Annotated in this window: 27 protein-coding genes; 12 read left to right on the forward strand and 15 right to left on the reverse strand. The window is 65.0% G+C overall.

The features are described 5' to 3' along the window. The first annotated feature begins 34 nt into the window (after positions 1-34). From pth to BLU32_RS22580, 6 genes are all read left to right on the forward strand, one after another. Positions 35-787 carry an aminoacyl-tRNA hydrolase gene (gene pth / locus BLU32_RS13705; protein WP_093807808.1) on the forward strand — a complete coding sequence of 251 codons (753 nt, stop codon included), beginning with the start codon at positions 35-37 and terminating at the stop codon, positions 785-787. A gap of 6 nt (positions 788-793) precedes the next feature. Continuing rightward, positions 794-1,894 carry a redox-regulated ATPase YchF gene (ychF, locus tag BLU32_RS13710; RefSeq protein ID WP_093807810.1) on the forward strand — a complete coding sequence of 367 codons (1,101 nt, stop codon included), beginning with the start codon at positions 794-796 and terminating at the stop codon, positions 1,892-1,894. A gap of 231 nt (positions 1,895-2,125) precedes the next feature. Continuing rightward, positions 2,126-3,220: a linear amide C-N hydrolase gene (locus tag BLU32_RS13715; protein WP_093807812.1), complete on the forward strand. Its 1,095-nt coding sequence runs from the start codon at positions 2,126-2,128 to the stop codon at positions 3,218-3,220. Positions 3,221-3,408: 188 nt separating this feature from the next. Next, on the forward strand, positions 3,409-3,774 hold the full coding sequence (locus tag BLU32_RS13720) for a hypothetical protein (protein WP_093807814.1): 366 nt from the start codon (positions 3,409-3,411) through the stop codon (positions 3,772-3,774). Positions 3,775-3,825: 51 nt separating this feature from the next. Then, positions 3,826-4,284, forward strand: a complete 459-nt coding sequence (locus tag BLU32_RS22575) for a MaoC family dehydratase (RefSeq protein ID WP_093807816.1) — start codon at positions 3,826-3,828, stop codon at positions 4,282-4,284. Continuing rightward, a complete protein-coding gene (locus BLU32_RS22580) occupies positions 4,281-4,754 on the forward strand; it encodes a MaoC family dehydratase (protein ID WP_093807818.1) in 474 nt (157 codons plus the stop codon). Before BLU32_RS22575 ends, BLU32_RS22580 begins: the two co-directional genes overlap by 4 nt. A 13-nt stretch (positions 4,755-4,767) precedes the next feature. On the opposite strand, the gene BLU32_RS13735 is transcribed toward BLU32_RS22580, so the two are convergent. From BLU32_RS13735 to BLU32_RS13745, 3 genes are read right to left on the reverse strand one after another with little or no spacing between them, the layout of a single operon-like run. After that, entirely contained in the window at positions 4,768-5,247 is a 480-nt protein-coding gene (locus BLU32_RS13735) for a GNAT family N-acetyltransferase (protein WP_093807820.1), read from the reverse strand. A gap of 57 nt (positions 5,248-5,304) precedes the next feature. After that, a complete protein-coding gene (bluB, locus tag BLU32_RS13740) occupies positions 5,305-5,973 on the reverse strand; it encodes a 5,6-dimethylbenzimidazole synthase (protein ID WP_093807822.1) in 669 nt (222 codons plus the stop codon). Next, positions 5,970-6,518: an adenine phosphoribosyltransferase gene (locus tag BLU32_RS13745; protein WP_093807824.1), complete on the reverse strand. Its 549-nt coding sequence runs from the start codon at positions 6,516-6,518 to the stop codon at positions 5,970-5,972. Before BLU32_RS13745 ends, bluB begins: the two co-directional genes overlap by 4 nt. Before the next feature lie 93 nt (positions 6,519-6,611). Here BLU32_RS13745 and BLU32_RS13750 point away from each other — a divergent pair, with 93 nt between their 5' ends. Next, complete coding sequence (locus BLU32_RS13750) at positions 6,612-6,818, forward strand: hypothetical protein (protein ID WP_093807826.1); 207 nt, start codon at positions 6,612-6,614, stop codon at positions 6,816-6,818. A gap of 20 nt (positions 6,819-6,838) precedes the next feature. Here the strand turns inward: BLU32_RS13750 and BLU32_RS13755 are convergent, their stop codons facing one another. The 8 genes from BLU32_RS13755 to BLU32_RS13790 all read right to left on the reverse strand — a co-directional run bounded on the left by BLU32_RS13755 (position 6,839) and on the right by BLU32_RS13790 (position 17,027). After that, positions 6,839-7,720 (reverse strand): S-methyl-5'-thioadenosine phosphorylase, encoded by an 882-nt coding sequence (locus BLU32_RS13755; RefSeq protein WP_093807828.1) that lies wholly within the window; start codon positions 7,718-7,720, stop codon positions 6,839-6,841. A gap of 127 nt (positions 7,721-7,847) precedes the next feature. Next, a complete protein-coding gene (locus BLU32_RS13760; protein ID WP_093807830.1) occupies positions 7,848-8,690 on the reverse strand; it encodes a cytochrome c1 in 843 nt (280 codons plus the stop codon). Positions 8,691-8,719: 29 nt separating this feature from the next. Beyond that, positions 8,720-9,988 carry a cytochrome b/b6 gene (locus BLU32_RS13765; RefSeq protein WP_093807832.1) on the reverse strand — a complete coding sequence of 423 codons (1,269 nt, stop codon included), beginning with the start codon at positions 9,986-9,988 and terminating at the stop codon, positions 8,720-8,722. Between the two features lie 26 nt (positions 9,989-10,014). After that, a complete protein-coding gene (gene petA / locus BLU32_RS13770; RefSeq protein WP_093811046.1) occupies positions 10,015-10,575 on the reverse strand; it encodes a ubiquinol-cytochrome c reductase iron-sulfur subunit in 561 nt (186 codons plus the stop codon). Positions 10,576-10,847: 272 nt separating this feature from the next. Next, positions 10,848-12,689 (reverse strand): ABC transporter ATP-binding protein, encoded by a 1,842-nt coding sequence (locus BLU32_RS13775; RefSeq protein ID WP_093807834.1) that lies wholly within the window; start codon positions 12,687-12,689, stop codon positions 10,848-10,850. Beyond that, complete coding sequence (locus BLU32_RS13780) at positions 12,673-13,107, reverse strand: hypothetical protein (RefSeq protein WP_093807836.1); 435 nt, start codon at positions 13,105-13,107, stop codon at positions 12,673-12,675. Before BLU32_RS13780 ends, BLU32_RS13775 begins: the two co-directional genes overlap by 17 nt. An 825-nt stretch (positions 13,108-13,932) precedes the next feature. Further along, on the reverse strand, positions 13,933-15,039 hold the full coding sequence (locus BLU32_RS13785) for a hypothetical protein (RefSeq protein ID WP_157727676.1): 1,107 nt from the start codon (positions 15,037-15,039) through the stop codon (positions 13,933-13,935). Positions 15,040-15,158: 119 nt separating this feature from the next. Then, entirely contained in the window at positions 15,159-17,027 is a 1,869-nt protein-coding gene (locus tag BLU32_RS13790; RefSeq protein WP_244501705.1) for an ABC transporter ATP-binding protein, read from the reverse strand. Positions 17,028-17,209: 182 nt separating this feature from the next. Between BLU32_RS13790 and BLU32_RS13795 the strand changes: the two genes are divergently transcribed. The 4 genes from BLU32_RS13795 (at position 17,210) to BLU32_RS13810 (ending at position 20,932) form a co-directional block, all read left to right on the forward strand. Beyond that, a complete protein-coding gene (locus BLU32_RS13795) occupies positions 17,210-17,683 on the forward strand; it encodes a tRNA (cytidine(34)-2'-O)-methyltransferase (RefSeq protein WP_093807842.1) in 474 nt (157 codons plus the stop codon). Positions 17,684-17,755: 72 nt separating this feature from the next. Beyond that, positions 17,756-18,814: a DUF1176 domain-containing protein gene (locus BLU32_RS13800; RefSeq protein ID WP_093807844.1), complete on the forward strand. Its 1,059-nt coding sequence runs from the start codon at positions 17,756-17,758 to the stop codon at positions 18,812-18,814. Between the two features lie 44 nt (positions 18,815-18,858). After that, positions 18,859-19,803, forward strand: a complete 945-nt coding sequence (hemF, locus tag BLU32_RS13805) for an oxygen-dependent coproporphyrinogen oxidase (RefSeq protein WP_093807846.1) — start codon at positions 18,859-18,861, stop codon at positions 19,801-19,803. A 10-nt stretch (positions 19,804-19,813) separates the two neighbouring features. Next, positions 19,814-20,932 carry an AAA family ATPase gene (locus BLU32_RS13810; protein ID WP_093807848.1) on the forward strand — a complete coding sequence of 373 codons (1,119 nt, stop codon included), beginning with the start codon at positions 19,814-19,816 and terminating at the stop codon, positions 20,930-20,932. Positions 20,933-20,970: 38 nt separating this feature from the next. On the opposite strand, the gene BLU32_RS13815 is transcribed toward BLU32_RS13810, so the two are convergent. From BLU32_RS13815 to BLU32_RS13830, 4 genes are read right to left on the reverse strand one after another with little or no spacing between them, the layout of a single operon-like run. Continuing rightward, on the reverse strand, positions 20,971-22,212 hold the full coding sequence (locus BLU32_RS13815) for a CCA tRNA nucleotidyltransferase (protein WP_093807850.1): 1,242 nt from the start codon (positions 22,210-22,212) through the stop codon (positions 20,971-20,973). Positions 22,213-22,225: 13 nt separating this feature from the next. Then, positions 22,226-22,486, reverse strand: a complete 261-nt coding sequence (locus tag BLU32_RS13820; protein WP_093807852.1) for a DUF6111 family protein — start codon at positions 22,484-22,486, stop codon at positions 22,226-22,228. After that, complete coding sequence (locus BLU32_RS13825; protein WP_371326931.1) at positions 22,486-23,136, reverse strand: CoA pyrophosphatase; 651 nt, start codon at positions 23,134-23,136, stop codon at positions 22,486-22,488. Before BLU32_RS13825 ends, BLU32_RS13820 begins: the two co-directional genes overlap by 1 nt. Continuing rightward, complete coding sequence (locus BLU32_RS13830) at positions 23,133-23,762, reverse strand: DUF1285 domain-containing protein (protein ID WP_244501706.1); 630 nt, start codon at positions 23,760-23,762, stop codon at positions 23,133-23,135. The genes BLU32_RS13825 and BLU32_RS13830 overlap by 4 nt, the downstream gene beginning before the upstream one ends. Positions 23,763-24,035: 273 nt before the next feature. Between BLU32_RS13830 and BLU32_RS13835 the strand changes: the two genes are divergently transcribed. Further along, positions 24,036-25,040, forward strand: coding sequence for a MoxR family ATPase (locus BLU32_RS13835; protein WP_093807856.1), 1,005 nt, complete (start codon positions 24,036-24,038; stop codon positions 25,038-25,040). The last annotated feature ends 2 nt before the right edge of the window (positions 25,041-25,042 follow it).

Here is a 25,042-nt window from a genome sequence, read left to right on the forward strand (position 1 = left end):
AACACCCCGCGATGGCGGATGACGGAGAGAACCCATGCGGCTCATCGTCGGTCTCGGCAACCCCGGGGCCAAATACGCCCGCAACCGGCACAACATCGGTTTCATGGCCGTGGAGGCGATCCACGGCCATCATTCGTCGTTCACCCCATGGCGGAACCGGTTCAAGGCCGAGGTGGCGGAAGGCACGCTTGACGGGGAGAAGGTTCTCCTCATGAAGCCCCAGACCTTCATGAACGAGTCCGGCCGCGCCGTCGGCGAGGCGGCCCGCTTCTTCAAGCTCTCCCCCGCCGATGTGGTCGTCCTGTACGATGAACTCGATCTTGCGCCCGGCAAGGTCCGGGTGAAGACCGGAGGCGGAAGCGGCGGCCACAACGGTATTCGCTCCATCGACGCGCATCTCGGCAAGGACTATGTCCGGGTGCGCCTCGGCATCGATCATCCCGGTCACAAGGATCGCGTGACCGCCCATGTTCTGGGCGACTTCTCCAGGGCCGACCGCGATTGGCTCGATCCGCTGCTGGACGAAACCGGTCGCGAGGCGGCGCTTCTGCTTGGCGATCGTACGTCGGAATTTTGCAACCGCATTCACCGGGCGCTTCCCGCACAAAAAACAACGACGACAACAACAACTAAAACAACGCCGGCGAAAGCATCGGGAACAGGGCCCAAGGTTGCGCCGCGCCCCGATGCGCAAGGACGCTGGAAACCAGCACCGGCGCACAAGGACACAAAGCCGCGCGGCGCCCTTGCTGAAGGGTTGGCCCGCATGTTTGGCAAGAAGGATTGAACGACAATGGGTTTTCAGTGCGGCATCGTCGGCCTCCCGAACGTGGGCAAGTCCACGCTGTTCAACGCCTTGACCAAGACGGCGGCGGCACAGGCGGCGAATTATCCCTTTTGCACGATCGAACCCAACACGGGCGAGGTCGCCGTTCCGGATCCGCGCCTCAACGATATCGCCGCGATCGCCAAGTCGGCAAACATCCTGCCGACACGGCTGACCTTCGTCGACATCGCCGGCCTGGTGCGCGGCGCGTCCAAGGGCGAGGGCCTCGGCAACCAGTTCCTCGCCAACATCCGCGAAGTCGATGCCATCGCGCATGTTCTGCGCTGCTTCGAGGATGACGACATCACCCATGTCGACGGGCGCATCGACCCGATCGCCGACGCCCAGACGGTCGAGACGGAGCTGATGATCGCCGACCTGGAAAGCCTGGAACGCCGTCTGGCACCCCTGAAGAAAAAGGCAACCGGCGGCGACAAGGACGCCAAGGCCGTCATTCCGATCATGGAAGGCGCGCTCGCGCTGCTTAACGACGGCAAACCGGCCCGGCTTCTCGACGTCACCACGCCGGAGGACAGGAAGATCCTCGACGGCCTCAACCTGCTCTCGACCAAGCCGATCCTCTATGTCTGCAACGTCGAGGAAACCTCGGCGGGCGAGGGCAATGCCCAGTCGGACCGCGTCCGCGAGATGGCGGAGGCCGAAGGGGCTGCCTGCGTCGTGATTTCGGCGGCGATCGAGGCGGAAATCGCCCAGCTCGACGACAGCGAACAGGCCGATTACCTGGAGACGATGGGACTGAGTGAGCCCGGTCTCGACCGCCTGATCCGCGCCGGCTACGACCTGCTGGAGCTGATCACCTATTTCACCGCAGGTCCCAAGGAAACCCGCGCCTGGACGATTCAAAAGGGCACCAAGGCGCCGCAGGCGGCGGCCGTGATCCACACCGATTTCGAACGCGGCTTCATCCGGGCGCAGACCATCGCCTTCGACGACTATGTCGCGCTTGGCGGCGAGAGCGGCGCCAAGGAAGCCGGCAAGGCGCGCGACGAGGGCAAGGAATACGTGGTGAAGGACGGCGACGTCCTGCTGTTCAAGTTCAACACCTGAAGACGGCGTCTCCCGCTTTCATTGCATGGTTTCACGACCCGGCCGGCGGCGCCCCCGCCGGCCGGATGCGTTTTGAAGGAGTGGGATTCTCTTCGGAAAACAGCAGAAACCGCAACGTCATTTTTGGATTAAGCTTTTATTTTCATTGATTGTTTTCCTGACGTTAAAGGCTTGACGCTAGAGCTGGTCTCATCGCTTTTCGTTCAACGCCCCACGTCAGGAACCGCTCGCATGACCAAGTCCAAGATCCTGCCCGCTCTCGCCGCAGCCCTCATGTTCGGCGCCAGCATCCTGCCCCAGACCGCCGCCGCCTGCACGCGAACCGTCTATGTCGGCGACGACAACACGGTGATCACCGGCCGCAACATGGACTGGATGGAGGACATGCAGACCGATCTCTGGATCTTCCCGCGCGGCATGAAGCGCTCCGGCAATGCCGGCCCCGGCTCGCCGGAATGGACCGCCAGATACGGCAGCGTGATCGCGTCGGGCTACAACACAGCAAGCGCCGACGGCATGAACGAAAAGGGCCTCGTCGCGAACATGCTCTATCTGGCGGAATCCGACTACGGCAACGACACCGACCGCACGCCGCTGGTGATCGGCTTGTGGGCACAATATGTGCTCGACAATTTCGCCAGTGTCGCCGAAACGGTCGAGGGCCTGAAAGCAGCCGACTTCCGGATCGTCGCGCCGAAGCTTCCCAACGGATCCGCCGCGACACTGCATCTGTCGATCTCCGATCCGAGCGGCGACAGCGCGATCTTCGAGTATGTGAACGGCGAACTCGTCGTCCATCACAGCAAGGACTACAAGGTGATGACCAATTCGCCGGTGTACGAACAGCAGCTGGCGCTCACCACCTATTGGGACAAGATCGGCGGCAATGCCTTCCTGCCGGGCACCGTCAGCGCGGCCGACCGCTTCGTGCGCGCCTCCTTCCTGCTGGATGCGACCACCAAGACGCTGGACAAGAACTACATCGCCTCGGTTCCGGGCAAGACCTACGCCAATCAGGCCGTCGCCCAGTCGCTTTCCATCATGCGCGGCGTGAGCGTGCCGCTCGGCATCTCGACGCCCGGCGAGCCGAACATCGCCTCGACCCTGTGGCGGACGGCCGCCGACCAGACCAACCTGGTGTATTTCTTCGACAGCGCCACGACGCCGAACACGTTCTGGGTCGACTTCGAGGATATCGACTTCTCCGAAGGAACCAAGCCGAAGAAACTGGCGATTGCGGGCGGCAACTATTATTCCGGCAATGCGGCCGAACACTTCCAAGAGGCCAAGCCGTTCGCGTTCATGTCGGCCGACGGCCAGGAATAAGCCGTCCGGCACCGGCCCCGAACGCGGGAGTTCAGACCGAGGAGCAGCGAGCGGGGGGAGCCTTTTCTCCCGCTCCTTTAAACCCGCCTTGCCGACGGACGATTGTCTGCTTCTGGATTGGCGCAGCCCCGGCTAGACTGATGCGCCGCGCCAAGTCGGTGCGCGTTTCGCCCTTGGGGGACTCTCACATGCGTCTGCATCACCTGGCTTTTGTCGCGGCTGTCGCTGCGCCGCTTCTGACCGGCTCCGCGCTGGCGCAGGGAACGGGCTCGGAAGGCTATTTCGAGGTCCACAACAACACCGAGGCCCACACCGTCGTCGGATTTTATACAAACGACGGGTCCGGCTGGAGCCAGAACTGGCTAGGCGACATCATCGATCCGGACGGCAGCGCGCGCGCCGAGTTCACCTCGGATACCGGAAACTGCGATCAGACCCTGCGCGTCGGCTGGCTCGGAGAGGACGGCACGGAGGTGCTCGACGAGCCGATCTCCATCGACATCTGCGCGGCGAGCGACATCTATCTCGACGACAACGAAATCTATTTCGACTGACGGGAACGGATCCACTCGACACCGCACCGGGGCTGCGTATAGTCCGGCGTCATGAGTGAGTTCCGCTATTTCGAGGACTTCCATCCGGGCGAGACGCTGTCGCTCGGATCGAAGACCGTCAGCCGCGACGAGATCGTCGCCTTCGCAGCCGAGTTCGATCCGCAGCCGTTCCATCTCGACGAGGATGCCGGCACGGCGTCCCTGCTCGGCGGCCTGGCCGCATCCGGCTGGCATACCGCATCGATGCTGATGCGCCTGCTGTGCGACAACCTCCTTCTCGCCTCATCCTGCAGGGGCTCGCCCGGCGTCGAGGACCTGCGCTGGATGCGGCCCGTCCATCCCGGCGACACATTGACGGCACGTGCGGAGGTCGTATCGACCCGCGCCCTGCGGTCCCGCCCCGACCTTGGCCTCGTGCAGTTCGTCTTCACACTGACGAACCAGAAAGATATCGCCGTCATGAGCGAGAAGAGCGCAATCCTGTTCGAACGACGGGAGACAGGCCAATGAGTTGGTTCGAAGACCTGCAGATCGGGGAGGTCCGCGACCTTGGCGGCTACACGTTTACGGCCGAGGCGATCACGCAATTCGCCGGATCCTTCGACCCGCAGCCGTTTCACCTGTCCGACGCGGCGGCACGGGAAACGCATTTCGGAGCGCTCTGCGCGTCCGGCTGGCACACGGCCGCCGTGTGGATGAAACTCCTCGTGGCAAGCGTGAAGGCCGAGACGAAACGAACGGGAGAGCCGTCGCGCTTCGGCCCCTCGCCCGGTTTCTCCGACCTGAAATGGATCCGCCCGGTCTTCGCCGGCGACACCATCCGCTACACGTCCCGACTGGCGGACAAGACGCCCCTGAAGACCCGACCGGGCTGGGGACTTGCCATTCACGAGAACGAGGGCGTCAATCAGGACGGCGTGACGGTGTTTTCCTTCACCGGAAAAGTGCTCGTGGCCCGGCGACCGGACGCGTCCGGCTGACGCATGCCCTGCGTCAGATCTTGCGCGCGAAGACGACTTCGTCGTGGATCGGAATGCCGTATTCGCCGGTCAGCGGAATTTCCGGTTTGAGCTTGCGCTCCTCGTCGATGGCGCCGGGCACCAGCTTTTCCAGCCGGAAGCCGCGGCGCTGATAGAAGCGGAAGGCATCAAGGTTGTCGTTGGAGGTGCGCACCATCAGTCGGCGAATGCCGCTCTCGACCGCCGACCCGACGACCGAATTGAGCAGCAGCGTTCCAACGCCGCTCCAGCGGCTCAGCGAATCCAGCGTCAGGATTTCCCACTCGTCGTCCCGCTTGATCAGCGTGACCAGACCGGCGACCTCGCCATCGTCTTCGGCAATGAAGCCCGGCAGGCGGGACGCGTCGATCATCTCGCCCTCGATCAGGATCTCCGGGCTGGTCCAGCGCCGTGTCAGAAGGTCGACGACCGCGGGACGATCATCTTCCGTCGTGGCTCGGATGCTCACCGCCATTTTGCTACCCCTGTCAGTTGCAGCGCTTCGCGACCATCATGGCTCGGCGTCGCGCATTCATCTGTGCACCCATCGCGCATCGAGGCCCGTGCCGGCCTGCCAGCCGGCCCGTTCCAGCTCCGGATCAAGATGCTCCTCGGCCGGAAAGCCCATGCACAGATAGGCAATTAAGCGCCATGAAGGCGGCACGTCCAGCGCTCGTGTGACGATTTCAGGTTCCAGGATCGACACCCATCCAAGTCCCACCCCATGCGCGCGCGCCGCAAGCCACAACGTGTTGACGGCGCAGACGCAGGAATAGGCCAGCATCTCCGGCATGCTGCGCCGCCCCAGCCCTGCCCCCTGACGTGTCCCCTCATCGCAGAACACGGCGAGCTGAACCGGTGCGAGGGAAAGCCCCTCAAGCTTGAGGGTGGCATAGAGACGGGCTGATTCGCCCGAGTAGGATGCCAGCGCCTGGGAATTGGCCCGCTGGAAACTGGACCGCACGGCCTCGCGGCGCTCGGACTCGTCGACCGTCACGAAGCGCCAGGGCTGGCTGTTGCCCACCGATGGCGCCATATGCGCCGCTAGCAGCAGCCGTTGAAGCAGATCGTCGGCTATCGGATCCGTTCGGAAACGCCGCACGTCGCGGCGCCAGGCCAACAGATCCTCAAAGCGCGCGACAAACGCCGCGCTGAAGGCCGCTTCCCCACCCGGCCCGCCGCTATCCGGCGCCTGGGTCAATGCCCGGGAAACGCCACGAGCGTGCGCACCGGCACGCCGAGCGCCTCGATCTTCTCCCGTCCGCCGAGATCCGGCAGGTCGACGATGAAACACGCCGCGATCACCTCCGCGCCGATCTGCTGCAGAAGCCGCGTCGCGGCCTCGGCCGTTCCGCCGGTGGCAATCAGGTCATCGACCAGAATGACCTTTTCGCCAGGCTCGATGGCGTCCTTGTGCATCTCCATCTCGTCGAGCCCGTATTCCAGCGAATAGGCGATGCGCACCGTATCGTAAGGCAATTTGCCCTTCTTGCGGATCGGCACGAAGCCGGCCGACAGCTGATGTGCCACCGCGCCGCCCAGAATGAACCCGCGCGCCTCGATGCCGGCGACCTTGTCGACCTTGGAGCCTGCCCACGGCTGGACCAGCGCGTCGACCGCCCGGCGAAACGCGCGTGCGTTGCCCAGCAGCGTCGTGATGTCGCGAAACAGGATCCCCTCTTTCGGATAATCGGGAATCGTGCGGATCGCCGCCAGAAGTTCGTCCGATACAGTGCTGTCTGCCATCACCCAGCCTCGCTGTTGTCTGCCGCGCGCGTTCGGAGCATCATCGGCGGCGTTGAATACCTTGCAATATCAAGAAAGATCGGGAGCCCCACCATGAGCGAAAAACAATCCGTGACAATCACCGATGTCGACATCCCGTTTGTCCGTCTGATGATGATCATCATCAAGGTCTCGCTGGCCGCCATTCCCGCCGCGATCGTTGTGTCGCTCGTCCTCGGCCTCATCATGAGCCTCTTGGCCGGAGTCTTCGGCGGCCTCGGCATGATGGGACCGTGGATGCACGGCGGCCGGCCGCTCTGACTTGACCGGCCCGCTCCGGCTCACCCGGTCGGATGCAACATCCGCCCGGCGACCGCATCGAGCTTGGCGACCAGATCGGGGTCGCGTGCCTCCGGCGCGGTCATCATCGCGTATTGAAGCGCGGTGCAGGAGCCGACCGGGCAGGCTTCATGCGTGCGCGGCAGGTCCCTTGCAAGCCGCGCGATCAGCCGACGGGCATTGTCCGCGTTCTCGTGCAGGACGCGGATGATCGCCTGAATGTCCACCGAGCCGTGGTCGGGATGCCAGCTGTCGTAATCGGTGACCATGGCGACGGTCGCGTAGCAGATCTCCGCCTCGCGGGCGAGCTTGGCCTCCGGCATGTTGGTCATGCCGATCACGTCGCACTTCCACGAGCGATAAAGTTCGCTTTCCGCCAGCGAGGAGAACTGCGGCCCTTCCATCGCCAGATAGGTGCCGCCCTCATGAAAGGTCAGCCCTTCCGCCGTTGCCGCCGCGGCGACATGCCCGACGAGCCCGGGCGCGACCGGCTCGGCCATGGAGACATGCGCCACGCAGCCCTTGCCGAAAAAACTCTTCTCGCGCGCGAACGTCCGGTCGATGAACTGATCGACCAGCACGAAGGTTCCCGGCGCCATCGCCTCGTTCAGCGACCCGCAGGCGGACACCGAGACCAGCGACGTCACCCCGCAGCGCTTCATCGCATCGATGTTCGCCCGGTAATTGATGTCGGAAGGAGCATAACGGTGGCCGCGCCCGTGGCGGGGCAGAAACACCACCTTGAGGCCGTTCACGCGCCCGATTCTCAGGGCGTCCGACGGCGCGCCCCAGGGGCTGCCCACCGTGACCCATTCCGCATCGGTCAGTTCCGGAAGATCGTAAAGCCCGGATCCGCCAATCACGCCAAGAACGGCTTCGCTCATTCGCACCCCTCCAAATTGATTGCATCAATCACGCATGCAACCTAAACGAGATTCCCCTGGTTGCGAACATGAAAAAGGCCGCCGGTTGCTCCGGCGGCCCTGATCCTGCGAGATACGGTCGGTCGGATCAATGATCGACGTTCCGCCAGATCGCATTCTTGGTGAAATACAGCAGCGACGCGAACACGATCAGGAAGATCATGACGCGGAAGCCGAGGTTCTTGCGTTCCTCGAGCTTCGGCTCCGCGACCCACATCATGAAGGCGGACACGTCCTTGGCATACTGCTCGACGGTCATCGGCGAGCCGTCAGTGTACTCGACGCTGTCCTCATAAAGCGGCGGCGCCATCGCAAGTGCATCGCCCGCGATGAACTTCGGATTGTAGTACTGGCCGACCGGGATTTCCATCCCCTCGGGCGGCTCTTCGTATCCGGTCAGCAGGTTGTAGATGTAATCAGGGCCGTGCTCCTGATACTGCGTGAAGATGTCGAATACGAAGCCCGGAAAGCCGCTGGCGACCGCGCGTGCCTTGGCAAGCGTGGAAAAGTCCGGCGGAAGCGCCCCGCCGTTGGCCGCACGCGCCGCCTGCTCGTTCGGAAACGGCGACGGCCAGTGATCGGACAGGATGGCCGGTCCCTCAACAGGGTCGCCATATTCGTCGACGCCCTTGGGCACGGTGTACTCGGCGGCGATCACCTTGGCCTGCTCCTCGGTGAAACCGGGACCGCCCGGCTGCTCGAGGTTGCGGAAGGCGAGGAACTTGGCGCCGTGACAGGAGGCGCAAACCTCCTTGAACACCTTGAAGCCGCGCTGGAGCTGCGCCCGGTCGTAGGTCCCGAAGGGCCCTGCGAACGACCACTGCTCACGCTCGATGTGCGGCCCCTCGCCGGCAGCCATCGCCGGCGCGGCGACGGCGATCGCCGCAAGGGCCAGGACGGCGCCGCGCACGGATTTGATCATCGTGTTCATTCAGGAGAACTCCCAATCTCGTCCGTGGTTCACTTCGTTTCCGGCGCGGCGACCGCACCGGCTGGCTGACCGCTTCCAGATCCGCCGAGCACCGATTCGGAAATCGACGCCGGCACCGGCTTCGGCTTCTCGAGGAACCCGAGCAGCGGCAGGATGATCAGGAAGTGGGCGAAATAATAGGCCGTCAGGATGCGGGCCATGATGACATAGCCACCTTCCGCCGGCATCGCGCCCAGATACCCCAAACCGACGCAGACAGCGGCGAAGATCCAGAAGAACTGCTTGAACAGCGGGCGGTAGGAACCGGACCGGACCTTGGAGGTGTCGAGCCACGGCAGCACGAACAGCACCGCGATCGAGCCGAACATCAGGATGACCCCGCCGAGCTTGTCGGGGACGGCGCGCAGGATCGCGTAGAACGGCAGGAAGTACCATTCCGGAACGATATGCGACGGGGTGACCAGCGGGTCGGCCTCAATGTAGTTGTCGGCGTGCCCGAGGTAGTTCGGAATGTAGAACACGAAGTAGGCGAACAGGATCATGAACACGACCATCGCGAACAGATCCTTCATCGTGTAATACGGATGGAAGGGCAGCGTGTCCTGCTTCGTCTTCGGCTGAATGCCCGTCGGGTTGTTGTTGCCCGTCGTGTGGAATGCCCACACGTGCAGCAAAACCACGCCGAAGATCATGAACGGCAGCAGGTAGTGCAGCGAGAAGAAACGGTTCAGCGTCGGGTTGTCGACGGCGAACCCGCCCCACAGCCACTGCACGATTGGCTCGCCGACCAGCGGCAGCGCCGAGAACAGGTTGGTGATCACGGTGGCGCCCCAGAAGGACATCTGGCCCCAGGGAAGCACGTAACCCATGAAGGCGGTGGCCATCATGATCAGGAAGATGATGACCCCCAGGATCCACGAGATCTCGCGCGGCGCCTTGTAGGAGCCGTAATACATGCCGCGGAACATGTGGATGAAGACGGCGATGAAGAACATCGACGCGCCATTGGAATGCAGGTAGCGCAGCAGCCAGCCGAAGTTCACATCGCGCATGATGTGCTCGACGGAGGCAAAGGCTGCCTCCGTGCTGGCGGTGTAATGCATCACCAGGACGACGCCCGTGAGGATCTGCGAGATCAGCACCAAAAACAGGATGCCGCCGAAGGTCCACCAGTAGTTGAGGTTCTTCGGCGTGGGAAAGTCGACGAAAGAGCCGCGAACGAGCGAAATGACCGGCAAGCGGCTTTCAAGCCACTTAGCCGCCGCGCTCTGCGGCACGTAATTGGAATGTCCAGCCATGGCTGCCTCCTCGAAACTGCCGCGTATCAACCGATTCTGATCACTTCGTCCGAGATGAACTCGAACGGCGGAACCAGAAGATTCTCAGGCGCGGGACCCTTGCGAATACGACCGGCCGTATCGTAGTGCGAGCCGTGGCAGGGGCAGAACCACCCGCCAAAGTCGCCCGCCTGACCAAGCGGAATGCACCCCAGATGGGTGCAAACGCCGACCATGACGATCAACGCCTCATTGCCTTCCACACCGCGATTGGCATCGGTTGCTGTCGCGTCGGCGGAAAGATTGAGGTTACGCGCCATCTGGTCGGGAAGGTCGTCGACCGGGACCGCATTCGCTTCCTCGACTTCCGTTTCGGTACGATTGCGGATGAACACCGGCTTGCCGCGCCACATCACCTTGATCGACTGCCCCGGCTCGACCGCCGACACGTCGACTTCGATGGAGGCCAGCGCAAGCGCCGACTGATCCGGGTTCATCTGGTGAATGAAAGGCCATGCCAGCGCACCCGCGCCGACCGCACCCATCGCACCGGTCGCGATATAGAGGAAATCGCGGCGTGTGGGTTCGACCGTATCCTGCTGTGCCAAGGTCGCGTCCTCTTTGATCTTCGAGCCCGGCGACAACGACGTCCGGCCGCCGTCCTCCTGCGGGTCAAGGCACCCAGGGGTCGGCGGGACGTGCTGTCAGGGCGGCAGGTGCGGCTGTCGCACCTTTCCAAGCACGGGCGTTATTGGCACCGTTGCCAGCACTTGTCCAGATCTCCCGTGCCAGCGATGACGGTTTGTCGCGGTTTTTTTCCCATTCCGGCGCTCACAGGGCGGGCACCTGATCCATCACGGAAAAAATGCCGCCCCGATGGTCAGGACACAGCGGCCTCGCTGTCGATGAAGCCGCCGGACTGGCGCCGCCAGAGATCGGCATAAATCCCGCCGCGCGCCAGCAGCGCCTCATGGGTGCCGTCTTCCAACACCCGGCCCTGATCCATGACGATCAGCCGGTCCATTGCCGCGATCGTCGAGAGCCGGTGGGCGATGGCGATCACCGTCTTGCCCTGCATCAGGTCGGTCAGACTGTCCTGGATCGCGGCCTCGACCTCGGAATCGAGCGCCGACGTCGCCTCGTCGAGCACAAGAATCGGCGCGTCCTTGAGCAGAACGCGCGCGATGGCGATGCGCTGGCGCTGGCCGCCGGAAAGCTTCACCCCGCGCTCGCCGACATGGGCATCCAGTCCGCGCCGTCCGGCCTTGTCCTCCAGACCGGGAATGAACCCGTCCGCATGGGCGCGCGCCGCGGCCTTGAGCGCATCGTCCGCCTCCGCATCCGGGCGGCCGTACACGATGTTGTCGTAGACGGAGCGATGCAGCAGCGAGGTATCTTGCGTGACCATGCCGATGTTGGCACGCAGGCTTGCCTGAGTGACGCCGGCGATGTCCTGCCCGTCGATCAGGATGCGCCCGCCCTCAAGGTCGTAGAAGCGCAACAAAAGATTGACGAGGGTCGACTTGCCAGCGCCCGAACGCCCGACGACGCCGACTTTTTCTCCGGGTTTGATGTCGAGCGACATGCGTTCGATGACGCCCGCCTGCTTGCCGTAGTGGAAGCGGATATCCTCGAAGCGGATGGCGCCCTTGTCCACCTCAAGCGGTCTGGCGTCCGGCCTGTCGCGCACGCCGCGCTCGCGCGACAGCGTGGTGATCCCGTCCTGCACGGTGCCGATGTTCTCGAAGAGACCCGACACCTCCCACAGAATCCACTGGGACATGCCCTGAAGCCGAAGCACCAGCCCGATCGCCACCGCGATGTCACCGGTCGAGACGGTCGTATGTTGCCAGAGCAGGATCGACACCAGCCCGCTTGCAAAGATCAGCAGCAGGTTGATCGTGTGCAGCGATACATTGAGCAGCGTCACAAGCCGCATTTGCCGGTAGACGGTGCCCAGAAAGTCCCACATGGAGGACTTGGCATAGGCCTCCTCCCGGTCGGTATGGGAGAAGAGCTTCACCGTGGCGATGTTCGTGTAGGCGTCTACGACGCGGCCCGTCATCAGCGAGCGCGCATCGGCTTGTTGCTTGGACACGCCCTTGAGACGCGGCACGAAGAAGACGAGCACCGCGACATAGGCGCCGAGCCACACCACCAGCGGAAGTGCGAGCCGCCAATCCGACAGGCCCGTCAAGACCACGGCGGAAACGAAGTAAACCACGACATAGACAAGCACGTCGAGGATCCGCGTGACCACCTCGCGCACGGCGAGCGAGGTCTGCATCACCTTGGTGGCGATGCGCCCGGCGAAATCGTCCTGGTAGAAACCGACGCTCTGACGCAGCAGATACCGATGCACCTGCCAACGGATGACCATCGGATAGTTCCCGATCAGCGCCTGATGGAAGAAGAGCTCCCACAAGAGCGCAAGCACGGGCAGGATGACCAGCAATACCACGCTCATCCAGATGAGCTGACCGGCGTTTTGCGCGAAGAATGTCGTGCGGTCCGCGCTTTCCAGCCAGTTCACCAGGTCCCCGAGGAACGAGAAGATCAGGACCTCGAAGATCGCCAGGACAGCGCCGAGACCGGAAACGACGGCAAGGATCGGCCAGACCGGCCGGGTATAGTACCAGCAAAACCCGAAAAGCGTCGCGGGCGGGGCCTCAAGCGGCCCCGCCCGGAACGGATCGATCATCTTCTCAAACCGGGCGAACATTCTGGCCTCCCGAAAGGATCGGATTGGTCCGGACGGCATTTTGTTCGGCACGTCGCTGCCACCGCCGCGACGGCGGAAACACCGGTTGCGGCGCGGACGGCGTCAGCAAGACCGACAGCGCAAAGGCGACGATCGCACCCGACAGGACGAGAAGCCCGAAAAACAGCGTCCTGAGACTGTCGAGCAGGACGGCGGCCGGCTTCGCGACGCCGCCGGCAACGACGGCATCAAGCCGGGCGATTTCGCCCGCCGCAAGCGGCAGGAACAGCAAGGTGGCGATGACCAGCGTTGCAAGGATCGCCACAAATGCGACCCGCACGACGTCGCGCACCCGGACGCGCTGCGGATGTGGCACGCCGACATCGACCGACAGCCGGTCGTACGGCGCAAGGGCACCGCTATGAAAGGGGGCAGGCATGGGAAAGCTCCCGGAAGGTCTGCAAATGGGAACCGTCGCGCGGCCGACACGGGACCAAGGCTCCGCGCATTCTCCCGAATGCGGAGAATTGCGTGCGACGACGAAGAATGACACGGGAAACCCGGCATGGAGAGGAAAAATCAGGAAGCGCAGAGACCGCGGCGGCAAGCGCCGGGTATCAGGCTGTCACGAACCGGCGACAGCTGCATGTCGACATGGCGACATGAAAACGCCAGCAGCGGCGGTGCGGGTATCGAGCATATTGGCTTGAATCATGCGACCCCTCCTCTGCGGCGTTCGGGTGCTGTCAAAAATCATGGTTTTGCGACGACAGTCCCGATCAAAGGCCGACGCCTGACCCGGACAATACACAAACCGGAGCGGATGCACAGCCACCTCGCGCACGTCGATGCATGTAGGCAACGCCGTGTTGCACAACAGCCACAAACCGGATCTGCCCGGTCAGATGACCCGCCCGGGCATCAAAAAGCCGCCGGATTGCCGGGTTCAGAGATCGGCGCAGGAGACCGCCCCGGTCCGGAAGCGCATCATCCGCCCCCTCCTCATGCGTTCTTGATGCGTTCGTGGCCCGGTCTTCGTGCCTTCGTCCCCCTCGGAAGCACGACGCGGCCGGCCCAGGCGGGCCTGCGGTGCGACGTCACGACAAATGATGTCAGCCCGCGCCGGAACCGGACAACAGCCCGCCCGCACCGGCTTTGCAGCCGGGGACTTGCGCCGCCCGACGCATTGCACGCATGTGCGGCCCGAGCGCAACAAACGCGGTGCCGGCGAACAATGACGAGGCTTTGAAGGACGGCGTTTCCGCTACACGACAAGCGCGGCCACGGGCTGGACCGAGCCGGGAACCGCGACCTGGGCCGGCACGCTGGCGGTATAGGCCAAGCTTGCCTGCCCCGGCGCCACCGAGGGGGCGCGAGCCGCAACGGACGGTGACGACGCGTCCGCAGGTTCCGGAGACGGCCCGGAGAGCGCCTGCACCAGGCCGGGACTGTCGAGCGTCCGGAGCCCTTCGTCGACGGCCCGGTCGATGGCCTGCGCGTCGCTCTGTTTGCCCGCCTCGTTGGACGGGTCGCGACGGGCGAGCTTCTCGATTTTCTCGGCGAGTTGCTTGAGCTCCTCGCCGATCTCCTTCAGCGTTTCGCGCTCGCCCTTCATTCGCTCGGCACGGGAACGGGCTACCGCCTGTTCCTCGTCCTCCTGCTCGCCGATGTAGGCCCGCAGCCCCGACTTGAGCTCTTCCTGGTTCGGCGCAGTCTTCTCGCCCGGCGCGGCATCCTCTGCCGAGCCAAAGCCCTGGCCAAGTCCGGCTTCGCGCCCGGCGCCGGTGCCCCCGGGGCTTTCTGCGGCGTCCGGAGAAACAATGGCAAACGATGTGGCGGTTTCGCCTCCCGTATCCGCGTTCGCGCCGCCCTCGCCCGCCTGCCCCTCGGCGCCGGCTGCGACCGCACCACCTGTCTCGCCGGCTCCGGCCATGGCCTGCACTCCGGCACCCCCGGCTCCACTGGCGGAAAGCCCCGACGCATCGGATCCGAGCTGCGAGGCGGCGCCCTTGAAGTCCTGGGAAAGCTGCTTGAGTTCCCTCAGCAGGGCCTTGGCCTGCTTCGGCGTGGCGAACTGCAGGCGCTGTTTGAGCTCGGCGATCTTCTGTTTGATCTCCGACACCCGGTTCGAGCGCGCACCGTCCTTCATCGATTCCGCCATGCGCTGCAGGCTCTGGCTGGTCTCGACGCTGTCCTTGATTTCCTTGACGGTGTCCTTGTCCAGCGCGATGCCGCTGCCGGACAGTGTGTCGAGCGTCGCGTTCGCCTGCCGGGCGAAGAGACCGGCCGCCCGGTCATTGCGATCCTGACCGGAACGCCCGGAAAGCCCGGCAAACGCCGAGACCGTCTTGAGCATGGAAAGTACCGACACCGTAAACACCCCCGTTTCGCTGGCCTAAAGGCAGCAGAACACAACCTGAAGGCGCACCCCATATCGGACCTGACCTGTTAAAAATGTCTTAACGGTTAATACGACCTAACTTGCGGCCGTCAGGCCGGCGTCTCCTGGTTCGCAAACGTGGCCTTGGCCAAAAATCCACCCGACTGCCGGTTCCACAGGTCGGCATAGAGCCCGCCGCGTTCCAGAAGCGCCTCATGCGATCCGTCTTCCACGATCCGGCCCCGGTCCATCACGATCAGCCGGTCCATGGCCGCAATCGTCGACAGGCGATGCGCGATCGCGATCACCGTCTTGTCGCGCATCAGCTCGGACAGGCTCTCCTGGATCGCCGCCTCGATTTCGGAATCCAGCGCGGATGTCGCCTCGTCCAGAACGAGGATCGGCGCGTTTTTCAGGAGCACCCGGGCAATCGCGATGCGCTGGCGCTGGCCACCGGACAGCTTCACCCCGCGTTCGCCGACATGGGCGTCGAAACCGCTGCGCCCGCGGCTGTCGGACAGCTCGGCGATAAAGGTTTCCGCATGAGCGCGGCGCGCCGCCTCGCGTATCTCTTCCTCGCGCGCCCCGACCCGGCCCAACGCGATGTTTTCCCGGATCGAGCGATGCAGCAGCGCGGTGTCCTGGGTGACGACGCCGACGTTTGCGCGGAGCGAGGCCTGCGTCACGGCGGCGATGTCCTGCCCGTCGATCAGGATACGCCCGCCTTCCAGATCGTAGAAGCGCAAGAGAAGGTTGATCATCGTCGACTTGCCGGCCCCCGAGCGGCCGACCAGACCGACCTTCTCGCCCGGCCGGATCGCAAGCGACAGATCCTCGATCACCCCGCCGGCCTTGCCGTAGTGAAACTTGATGTTTTCAAAGACGATGCCGCCTTCTTTCACCGACAAGGCGGGCGCGTCCGGCGCATCCGCGACGGTGACCGGCCGGGTGATCGTCTCCGCGCTGTCCTGCAGCGTGCCGAGGGCGCGAAACAGGCCGTTGAGCTGACCGAGCAAACGACCAAGCAGGACATTGAGGCGCAAGACCAGACCAAGCGTCAACGCAACGTCGCCCGTGGTCACCGTTCCGGCCTGCCATGCGCTCAGGGCGAGCGCCGCGATGGCCGCGATCATCACCCCCGACAGCACGCTCATCAGGCTGCGCACCGTCGTCAGCGTGCGCGTGAACCGGCGGATCGCGCCCAGGAACACCTCGTAAGCCGCCCGCGTGCCCTCGCCTTCGCGCGCCGCGCTGCTGAACAGCTTGATCGTCTGGATGTTGCCGTAGGTATCGACAAACCGCCCGGTGACACCGGAGCCGGCATGCGCGCTCGCCCTCGCCCGGGCGCGGATCTTCGGCACGAAATGTCGCGCAACCAGCGCGAAGCAGATCAGCCAGACAAGCACCACCGCACCGAACAGGGGATCGAGTCGCGTCAGGATGGCCAGGGTGGTGAGCGCAAAGACGACAATGAACCAGATCACCTGCAACAGGCTGACCATGAAATCGCCAGCCGCCTGTCCGGATTGCCAGACCTTTTGCGAAATCCGGCCGGCAAACTCGTCCTGGAAGTAGGCGAGCGACTTGCCGATCACCTGTGCATGACCCTGGAACCGCACGAGGTTGAAGAACCCGGGAACGATGACCTGCTCCTCGACCAGCGCGGTGAGAGCGGCCACGGCCGGGCGAAGCAGCAGCACCGTCACCGCCATCACGCCAAGCACCAGCGCATGATCGGTGAGAAAAGTGGCGCGCGCGCCCGCCTCCATCAAGTCGACCAGATCGCCGACGAACACATAAAGCGCTGCCTCGATCAGCGCCGTCAGTCCGCCAAGCACCAGCATCGCCAGGAACGCATATCTTGCCTGGAACACGAAGAAGCGGAGGTACCCCACAGCGCCACGCGGGACCTGCGTGTCGGGAAGGGGCGCCAGCGGATCGATGCGGGTCTCGAACCAGGAAAACATGCGGTCAAACAAAAAGATGGCTCCTCGTTCGGGACATTGGCGACAAAAGAGCGCCCTGCCCGGACGCTGCGCACGCGAATCGGCATGACAGCGCCGGACCGTCAGTCTATCACCACGCCAACCACCCCTCATCGCAAGCCGACGGGGCGGCCACGCCCCTTTGCCGGAGACAGCCACCAGGACCGCGCCGTTCCATGCCAGACCTTGCGCTCTACCAGCCCGATATCCCGCAGAACACCGGCACGATCCTGCGGCTGGCCGCCTGCATGGCGCGCGAGGTTCATCTGATCGAGCCGGCGGGCTTTCCGCTCTCCGACCATGCGCTCAAGCGCGCCGGTATGGACTATCTGGAGCGCGCGCCCCTGGTTCGCCACCTCTCCTTCGACGCTTTCGAGGCATGGCGAGCCGAAACCGGCCGTCGGCTCGTTCTGATGAGTACGGCGGCGGCCGTGCCCTACACCGACTTCGTTTTCGAGCGCACGGATATCCTGCTGCTGGGACGCGAGAGCGCCGGCGTTCCCGCCGACGTGCATGAGCGCGCCGACGCGCGCCTGCTCATTCCCATGGCAAGGGGTCTGCGCTCGCTCAATGTCGCCGTTTCAGCGGCGATGGTGCTGGGCGAGGGATTGCGCCAGACGGAAAGCTTCCCGACGGGTCGGGGTCGTTAACCGCGCACGGACTTGCGCATCGCCTTTCGCAAGCTACTGTTGCGGCGGGATTTGGGGTCGAACGGAGGGCACATGACACGGGGGAACGACAGGCGCAAGACAACGCTTGCGCGATGGCTGGGAGGTGCAGGGGTCGCATGTGCCCTCCTGGCCGCAGCGCCACCCGCATTCGCCGCAAAGGATGGCGAAACCCTCGACGTGCGTCTGTTCAAGACCTCCGACGTCGCGCCGCCGAGCGCCTGTTCGCTGCGTCTGTGGCAGGCCAATCGCGATCCCGACACGGACCGTTTCGCGCATGTCTTTCTGGAGGATTTCGGCTTCGACCATACCCGAACGGTCGCCCGCATCCGCATCGGCGACGAGGTGCCCCGACTGACGCGCATCGCGGTTGGCGGCGAACCGACCGGCTACGATCTCCATCCCGTCCAGCTCTACAGATCGGCCGACGGCGACACCCGTGTCATTCTCGACCTGACCTTTGCGCCGGAAGAGGGCGAGGCCGTCGAGGTGGAAACCGGCAAGCTCACCGTGATCCGGCAAGGGTTTCCGCCATTTCGCATGACCGTAAAGGGGGGAGCCGGATGCATGACCCCGCCGGCGGCCGATCCGGCCCCTGCCGCCGATTCCGGTGCGGGCGAGACCGACTTCAGCAATCTTTTCCGCAAGTACGAGGTCCCGACCGACGACGTTCCGGACACCATGATCGAGGCCCTGAACCGCACCTACGACTGCGACTGGCGTGCCTCCCTGGCGCGCATCGGCGTGACCGGCTACCAGACCAGCGAAGAAGGCGCGATCTGGGAGATGGGCTGCAGCGCCGGCATGCACAATGCGGCCTATGTCTACGCCCAGGTCTATCTCTTCCAGCCCTCCGAGTTCTCGCTCATGACCTTCCAGAACGTGAAGGGGCATCCCCGGACGTCCCCCAACGTGCTGTTCAATCCCGTCTGGAACATCGCAGCCCGCACGGTTGCAAGTTTCACCGTCGACAGGGGTCTGGGCGACTGCGGCACCTATGAACGGCACCGCCTTGTCGACGCGCGCTTCGAGATGGTCGAGTATCGCGCGAAACCGGACTGCGACGGCGCGGCGGTCGAACCGGAAACCTATCCCCTGATCTACCGGCGCTGACGGCGCCGGCAGCCCCACGACCGAGAGCAAGGACACACGACACGATGACTGGCGCAAAGGCAGCGACGCAGGATGTGAAGGGCGGACCGGTTCCGTCGGATATCGAAGCCAAGAAGGACGAGGCGGCAACATGGTTCCGCAGCCTGCGCGACCGGATCTGCGCCGCTTTCGAGGCGATCGAGGATGACGCCGCCGAACATGGGGCGCTGCCGGGCGCGCTTGCCGACACCGCTCCCGGCCGGTTCGAACGCTCGCCCTGGGAGCGCACGGATTCCTCCGGCGCCAAGGGCGGCGGCGGCGTCATGTCGATCATGAAGGGACGGGTGTTCGAGAAGGTCGGCGTTCACATCTCCACGGTGCATGGCGAGTTCTCGCCGGAGTTTCGCGGCCAGATCCCGGGCGCGGCCGAGGATCCGCGCTTCTGGGCATCTGGTATCTCGCTGATCGCGCATCTCAACAACCCGCATGTGCCGGCAGTCCACATGAACACGCGCATGGTGGTCACCACCCGCCAGTGGTTCGGCGGCGGTGCCGACCTCACCCCCGTGCTGGACGCGCGCCGCACCCAGGACGACCCCGACACGGTCGCCTTTCACAAGGCGATGGAGGCCGCCTGCAACGCCCATCAGGTCGCCGACTACGACCGCTACAAGGCGTGGTGCGACGAGTATTTCTTCCTCAAGCACCGCAACGAGGCGCGCGGCATCGGCGGCATTTTCTACGACTACCTTCATTCCGGCGACTGGGATGCGGACCTCGCCTTCACCAAGGACGTGGGGCTCGCCTTTCTCGACGTCTACCCGAAGCTGGTTCGCGCCAACTACCACAAGCCCTGGAGCGAGGCGGAGCGCGAGGAACAGCTCATTCGCCGCGGCCGCTACGTGGAATACAACCTGCTCTACGATCGCGGCACGATTTTCGGCCTGAAGACCGGCGGCAACGTCGCCTCGATCCTCTCCTCCATGCCCCCGGTCGTGAAATGGCCGTGATCCGGACGCCATGAGCCTGCCGCCGTTGACAGCCGTCGGCATCGACAATTACCGCTCGATCCGGCGGATGCATCTGCCCGTCGGCGCGCTGAATGTCTTCGTCGGGCGCAACGGCACCGGCAAGACCAACCTCTACCGCGCGCTGTCGCTCCTGCGCGAGGCCGCCTTCGGACGGATCACCCGGGCGATCGCGGAAGAGGGCGGCGTGGAGAGCGTGCTGTGGGCGGGCGTGCGGCGGAAAGGGCAACCGGTGCGCCTGCAGCTCTCCGCCAGGCTGGGCGACATGACCTATACCATCGCCGTCGGCCTTCCCAAGCTCGGCTCCGACGCGGCCCTTCCGTTGGAACCGCTGGTGAAGTCGGAGCGGCTGACCATCGCGGCGGGCCGCCGCGATGTCGTGATGATGGAACGCGCCGGCCCGACCGCGACCCTGCGTGCGGCGGACGGCAGCCGGGCGACCTATGCCAACGAACTGCTCGGGTCCGAGACCGCGCTTTTCGCCTTTCGCGACGGCGCGCGCTTTCCCGAACTCGACATCGTGAGGCGCGCGCTTGCCGACTGGCGGTTCCACCACGGATTTCGCACCGACCCGGACGCAGCGCTGCGCAGGCCGGCGCTGGCACTGACCACGCCGACGCTGGCGGCCGACGGGTCCGATCTCGCCGCCGTTTTCGCGACGCTGAGCGAGGTGCGCGTCGACACCCACCTGCTTGACGAGGCCGTGGCCGATGCCTTTCCCGGCGCGCGGCTCGAGATCGGCGTCGACGGCGCGACGGCCCGTTTCGCCATGCGCTTTCCCGACCTGCCGCGCGCCTTTTCCGCCCATGAACTGTCCGACGGAACGCTGAATTATCTCGCGTTGATGGGCGCGCTTCTCGCCTATCGCCTGCCGGCCTTCGTCGCGCTCAACGAACCGGAGGCAAGCCTCCACCCGGACCTGCTGGAACCTTTGGCGCGCGTTGTTGCGCGCGCCTGCGAGCACACGCAGGTTTGGATCGTCACCCACTCGCAGGTCTTCGCCGATGCGCTTGCCCGCGAGGCCGGCGCCGTGCCGCGTCGTATCCTCAAGGACGCCGGCGAAACCCGGATCGAGGGGCTGACCAAAACGGGCGCTTTCGCGGAGGATTAGTCCGCGACCGGAGGCGTCATCGCGTTATCTGGCTTCCCTCACGCCCCTGTGGCAACAGCAACAAGCGCCTCGCGATCGAGCGCAAACCCGCTGTCGATCCACGCCGCCCGCGCCTTCTGAAGTCCCTCTCCGACGGCGGGTCCGGCCGGAACTCCGGTGGAGACAAGATCCTTCCCGGTCAACGGGAACACCGGGATCTCGGCGTCCCGGAGGAGCGTGAGCGCGTCGGCGAACAATTCGTCCTCCGGGCCCACCCCCGCATTGGCCCAGGCATGCAGCAGTCCGTCGATGGCGGCCTCCCGGCCCGCCAGAAACAGCAGGCGCAGGATCTCCGTCTTCGCCACGGGCGCAGGACGCGCCTCGTCCCAGCCGCGCGGGATATCGGACGCGCAGCGCGCGACCTTCATGCGCTTGCGCTCCGCATTGGACAGCCGCAGGTGATCGGCCATGTCGTCGAGGTCCGCCTCGCCGCCATCGCTGAGAACCGCCAGCGCAAGCGCGGGTGCGCGCGTCTCCGGCGCCAGGGCATCGAGCGCCCTGAGGTCTTGAAACGGCCGCAGCCCGCCGTGGGTGGCAAGCACCCGCGACACGATGCCGGCCTCGCGCATCGCCAGCACCGTTTCGGGGGCACGCGGTGCCGAGACGAGCTTGCGCATCTCCATCCCGATGCGCTCCGCCGAAAGCCCGGCGAGACCGTCGCGAAGGTCGACGACGGCGGCGAAGCCGGCGGCGTCGAGATCGCCCGCGCCATACTGGGCGTGAAACCGGAAGAAGCGCAGGATACGCAGATAATCCTCCGCGATCCTGAGGCGCGGATCGCCGATGAAACGCACATGCCGCGCTTCCACGTCAGGCAGCCCGCCGACGGGATCGAAGACCTCGCCGCGCCGGTCGCAATAAAGCGCGTTCATCGTGAAATCGCGTCGTTCCGCGTCGTGCAGCCAGTTGCGTCCGAAGCGCACGGTCGCCGAGCGCCCGTGCGTCTCCACGTCCTCGCGCAAGGTGGTGACCTCATAGGGAATGCCGTCGCAGACCAGCGTGACCGTGCCATGGTCGAAGCCGGTCGGCACCGCCTTGAGACCATGTGCCGCCGCCTTTCCCATCACCGTGGACGGCACGGCCGTCGTCGAGATGTCAATGTCCGTCGCGGGCAATCCGAGCAGCGTGTTTCGAACCGCCCCGCCGACCACGCGCGCCTCGTCCCCGTCCGTTTCAAGAGCGTCGAACACGGCCTGAAGCGCAGGCGCCCGCAGCCAGTCTGCCGTAATCCGCGCGGTCATCGCGACAGCCGCCCTATTCGTAGCGACCGGGAATGAACACCCCGTCGCGGAATTCCGAAGGTTGGTAGAGCTTTCCTTCCGGCGGAACCTCGAAGGTTGCAAGCAGGACCATTCCGGAAATGGCGAGGGCGAAACCGCCGATCACCATCCAGATCAACGGTCCATTGCGCCAGTTTTCGGAGGTCTGGGCCTTCTTGTTGACGTAGAGCCAGACCGCATATCCGAGAAAGGGAAGCGAAAACAGAAACAGTTGGGTGAGAACGACACGCAGCATCAGCGGGAAACCGTTTCGTACAAGAGCCTCAGGATCCCGGCAGTCACGCCCCAGATGTAGCGCTCCCTGTAGGGCATGGCGTAGAAATAGCGCGGCTTGCCGGCAAGCATCCGGCTTTGCCGCTGGTGATTGGCCTCGTCCATCAGGAAGGCGAGCGGAACCTCGAAAAGCTCCGCAACCTCCCCCGGGTCCGGCGTCAGACGCGCTGCCGGGTCGACCAGGGCAACCACCGGCGCCACCCTATACCCGGATCCGGTCAGATAGGTGGGAAGAATGCCGGCGGGCCGGACAAACCCCGGAGACAGGCCGATCTCCTCCTCCGCCTCGCGCAAGGCGGCGGCCAGCGGACCATCGTCATGCGGCTCGATCTTGCCGCCGGGAAGCGAGATCTGTCCGGCATGCGAGGGCAGATGGTCCGTGCGCTGGGTCAGGATGATGCTCGCGCCCTTGGCCCGTTCGATCACCGCAATCAGCACCGCCGCATCGCGCGGCGGCCGCGTGGCGAAGGCGAAAGGCCCCATTTCGGGATTGAGAACATGGTCTCCGACCTCACCGCGCGCTGCGAGATCGATTCTCTCCTTCGCATGCAGCGTGAAGGCTTCGGCGGACCCAAGATAGTCCCGGTCCTGTGCATCGGCTGCACAACTCACGGCGCATCCTCGCCGTCGGGCGCGGCGACCTCTTCGGGAACCGGAAAGAAAACGCCGCCGCTCCAGACACCCAGGCGTTCGGCGTTTTCGGGATCTTCCTCCAGCATCTCCGCGAACTGGTGCAACAAGGGCCGCGAGAACAGCGCCTCCAGTCCGCGCCGCACGGTGACGTAGGGCTTCAGCCCGCCGGTCTCCGCTTCTGCCGAAAAGCGCAAGGGATGGTCGGCATCGACCCGCACCACATCGCCGACATTGGTGCGAAGTGTCATCACACGGTCGCGGCCCTCGCCCTCGGCAAACAGTTCGACGGCGAGAAACGGCGCGTCGTCGACGGTGATTCCGATCCGCTCGACCGGGGTCACGAGATAGTGACGACCGTCGTCGTCGCGGCGCAGCACGGAGGCGAACAGACGCACGAGACGCTCGCGCCCGATCGGCGAGCCGAGATAATGCCATTGCCCGTCGGCGGAGATCCGAATGTCGATTTCCCCGCAATAGGGCGGATTCCAGCGTTCCACCGGCGGAATCCCGCGTCCGTCTCCGGCGCGCGCGACGAGATCCGCAAGCCCCTCGGGAATTGCATCCGGCCCGTCCGGGCGAATGTCGTCCGTCGCTTTTTGCGTCAATCCAGTTGTCCCCGCCATGATTTGGCCCATACCCTGTTTTGACATGGATGAATACGGTCGGCCATTCCCATAAGGAGGTGGGGCGGCCCGCCGTCAACGCAAGAGGGTGCGTCGGGATGCCCTGCCACCGGCTTACGGCGCGGGCAGGAGGCTGTCAAACGGACCCGGGCGCTACGGATGGGCCGGACGGGTCGACACGGATCCGAATGCGCGTGCGACAAGAGACGCGGGACGGCCCATACTGGGCACAGCATCAGGAAGGACGCAGCGGACATGAGTGCCATCACGCAACCGGATATCGACCCGGAGGAGATTGCCCGCGACACCGAGGCCGCCATGGAGAAGATCTCCGCAGCGCGGCGCGAAATCGCGCGGATCATCTTCGGCCAGGAAAGCGTCGTCGAACGCGCGCTCGTGACGCTCCTGTCCGGCGGACACGGCCTGCTTGTCGGCGTTCCGGGCCTCGCCAAGACCAAACTGGTGGAAACGCTCGGCACCGTTTTGGGACTCGACGCGCGGCGCATCCAGTTCACCCCCGACCTGATGCCCTCCGACATTCTCGGCGCCGAGGTGATGGACCAGGCCCCCGACGGCAGCCGCGAGTTCCGTTTCATCAAGGGGCCGGTGTTTTCCCAGCTTCTCATGGCCGACGAGATCAACCGCGCCAGCCCGCGCACCCAGTCCGCGCTGCTGCAGGCGATGCAGGAGTATCATGTGACGATCGCCGGGCAGCCCTACGACCTGCCGCGACCGTTCCATGTGCTGGCCACGCAAAACCCGCTGGAGCAGGAAGGCACCTACCCGCTGCCCGAGGCTCAGCTCGACCGCTTCCTGATGCAGATCGACGTCCATTATCCCGACCGCGACGCGGAACGCCGCATCCTGATGGAAACGACCGGTGCGCATGACGCGGATGCCGAGGCCGTGATGGACGGCGACGCCCTGATTGGTTGCCAACAGCTCGTCCGGCGCATGCCGGTCGGCGAAAGCGTCGTCGAGGCCATTCTTGAGCTGGTGCGCTCGGCGCGCCCCGGGGAAACCGACGACGACCTTGCCGGTCTGATCGCATGGGGTCCGGGCCCGCGGGCCAGCCAGGCGCTGATGCTCACCGTGCGCGCCCGCGCCCTGGTCGACGGGCGCCTCGCGCCGTCGGTCGACGACGTGCTCGCGCTCGCCGAGCCGGTTCTCCAGCACCGCATGGCGCTGACCTTTGCCGCACGTGCCGACGGTCACACCATTCGCAGCCTGATCGGGCGCGTCAAAAGCCGGATCGGGTAACC

The organism is Stappia sp. ES.058 (assembly GCF_900105595.1).
In the GTDB taxonomy this organism is placed as follows: Bacteria; Pseudomonadota; Alphaproteobacteria; order Rhizobiales; family Stappiaceae; genus Stappia.

Excerpts from the sequence above, each read along its gene's own strand:
- BLU32_RS13835 (WP_093807856.1), top strand. The coding sequence starts at position 24,036 with ATGAGTGCCATCACGCAACCGGATATCGACCCGGAGGAGATTGCCCGC.
- BLU32_RS13720 (WP_093807814.1), top strand. The coding sequence starts at position 3,409 with ATGCGTCTGCATCACCTGGCTTTTGTCGCGGCTGTCGCTGCGCCGCTT.
- BLU32_RS13800 (WP_093807844.1), top strand. The coding sequence starts at position 17,756 with ATGACACGGGGGAACGACAGGCGCAAGACAACGCTTGCGCGATGGCTG.
- pth (WP_093807808.1), top strand. The coding sequence starts at position 35 with ATGCGGCTCATCGTCGGTCTCGGCAACCCCGGGGCCAAATACGCCCGC.
- BLU32_RS13750 (WP_093807826.1), top strand. The coding sequence starts at position 6,612 with ATGAGCGAAAAACAATCCGTGACAATCACCGATGTCGACATCCCGTTT.
- BLU32_RS13780 (WP_093807836.1), bottom strand. The coding sequence starts at position 13,107 with ATGCCTGCCCCCTTTCATAGCGGTGCCCTTGCGCCGTACGACCGGCTG.
- BLU32_RS22575 (WP_093807816.1), top strand. The coding sequence starts at position 3,826 with ATGAGTGAGTTCCGCTATTTCGAGGACTTCCATCCGGGCGAGACGCTG.
- BLU32_RS22580 (WP_093807818.1), top strand. The coding sequence starts at position 4,281 with ATGAGTTGGTTCGAAGACCTGCAGATCGGGGAGGTCCGCGACCTTGGC.
- BLU32_RS13745 (WP_093807824.1), bottom strand. The coding sequence starts at position 6,518 with ATGGCAGACAGCACTGTATCGGACGAACTTCTGGCGGCGATCCGCACG.
- BLU32_RS13755 (WP_093807828.1), bottom strand. The coding sequence starts at position 7,720 with ATGAGCGAAGCCGTTCTTGGCGTGATTGGCGGATCCGGGCTTTACGAT.
- BLU32_RS13810 (WP_093807848.1), top strand. The coding sequence starts at position 19,814 with ATGAGCCTGCCGCCGTTGACAGCCGTCGGCATCGACAATTACCGCTCG.
- BLU32_RS13815 (WP_093807850.1), bottom strand. The coding sequence starts at position 22,212 with ATGACCGCGCGGATTACGGCAGACTGGCTGCGGGCGCCTGCGCTTCAG.
- BLU32_RS13735 (WP_093807820.1), bottom strand. The coding sequence starts at position 5,247 with ATGGCGGTGAGCATCCGAGCCACGACGGAAGATGATCGTCCCGCGGTC.
- BLU32_RS13765 (WP_093807832.1), bottom strand. The coding sequence starts at position 9,988 with ATGGCTGGACATTCCAATTACGTGCCGCAGAGCGCGGCGGCTAAGTGG.
- ychF (WP_093807810.1), top strand. The coding sequence starts at position 794 with ATGGGTTTTCAGTGCGGCATCGTCGGCCTCCCGAACGTGGGCAAGTCC.
- BLU32_RS13715 (WP_093807812.1), top strand. The coding sequence starts at position 2,126 with ATGACCAAGTCCAAGATCCTGCCCGCTCTCGCCGCAGCCCTCATGTTC.
- hemF (WP_093807846.1), top strand. The coding sequence starts at position 18,859 with ATGACTGGCGCAAAGGCAGCGACGCAGGATGTGAAGGGCGGACCGGTT.
- BLU32_RS13775 (WP_093807834.1), bottom strand. The coding sequence starts at position 12,689 with ATGTTCGCCCGGTTTGAGAAGATGATCGATCCGTTCCGGGCGGGGCCG.
- BLU32_RS13795 (WP_093807842.1), top strand. The coding sequence starts at position 17,210 with ATGCCAGACCTTGCGCTCTACCAGCCCGATATCCCGCAGAACACCGGC.
- BLU32_RS13760 (WP_093807830.1), bottom strand. The coding sequence starts at position 8,690 with ATGAACACGATGATCAAATCCGTGCGCGGCGCCGTCCTGGCCCTTGCG.
- BLU32_RS13820 (WP_093807852.1), bottom strand. The coding sequence starts at position 22,486 with ATGCTGCGTGTCGTTCTCACCCAACTGTTTCTGTTTTCGCTTCCCTTT.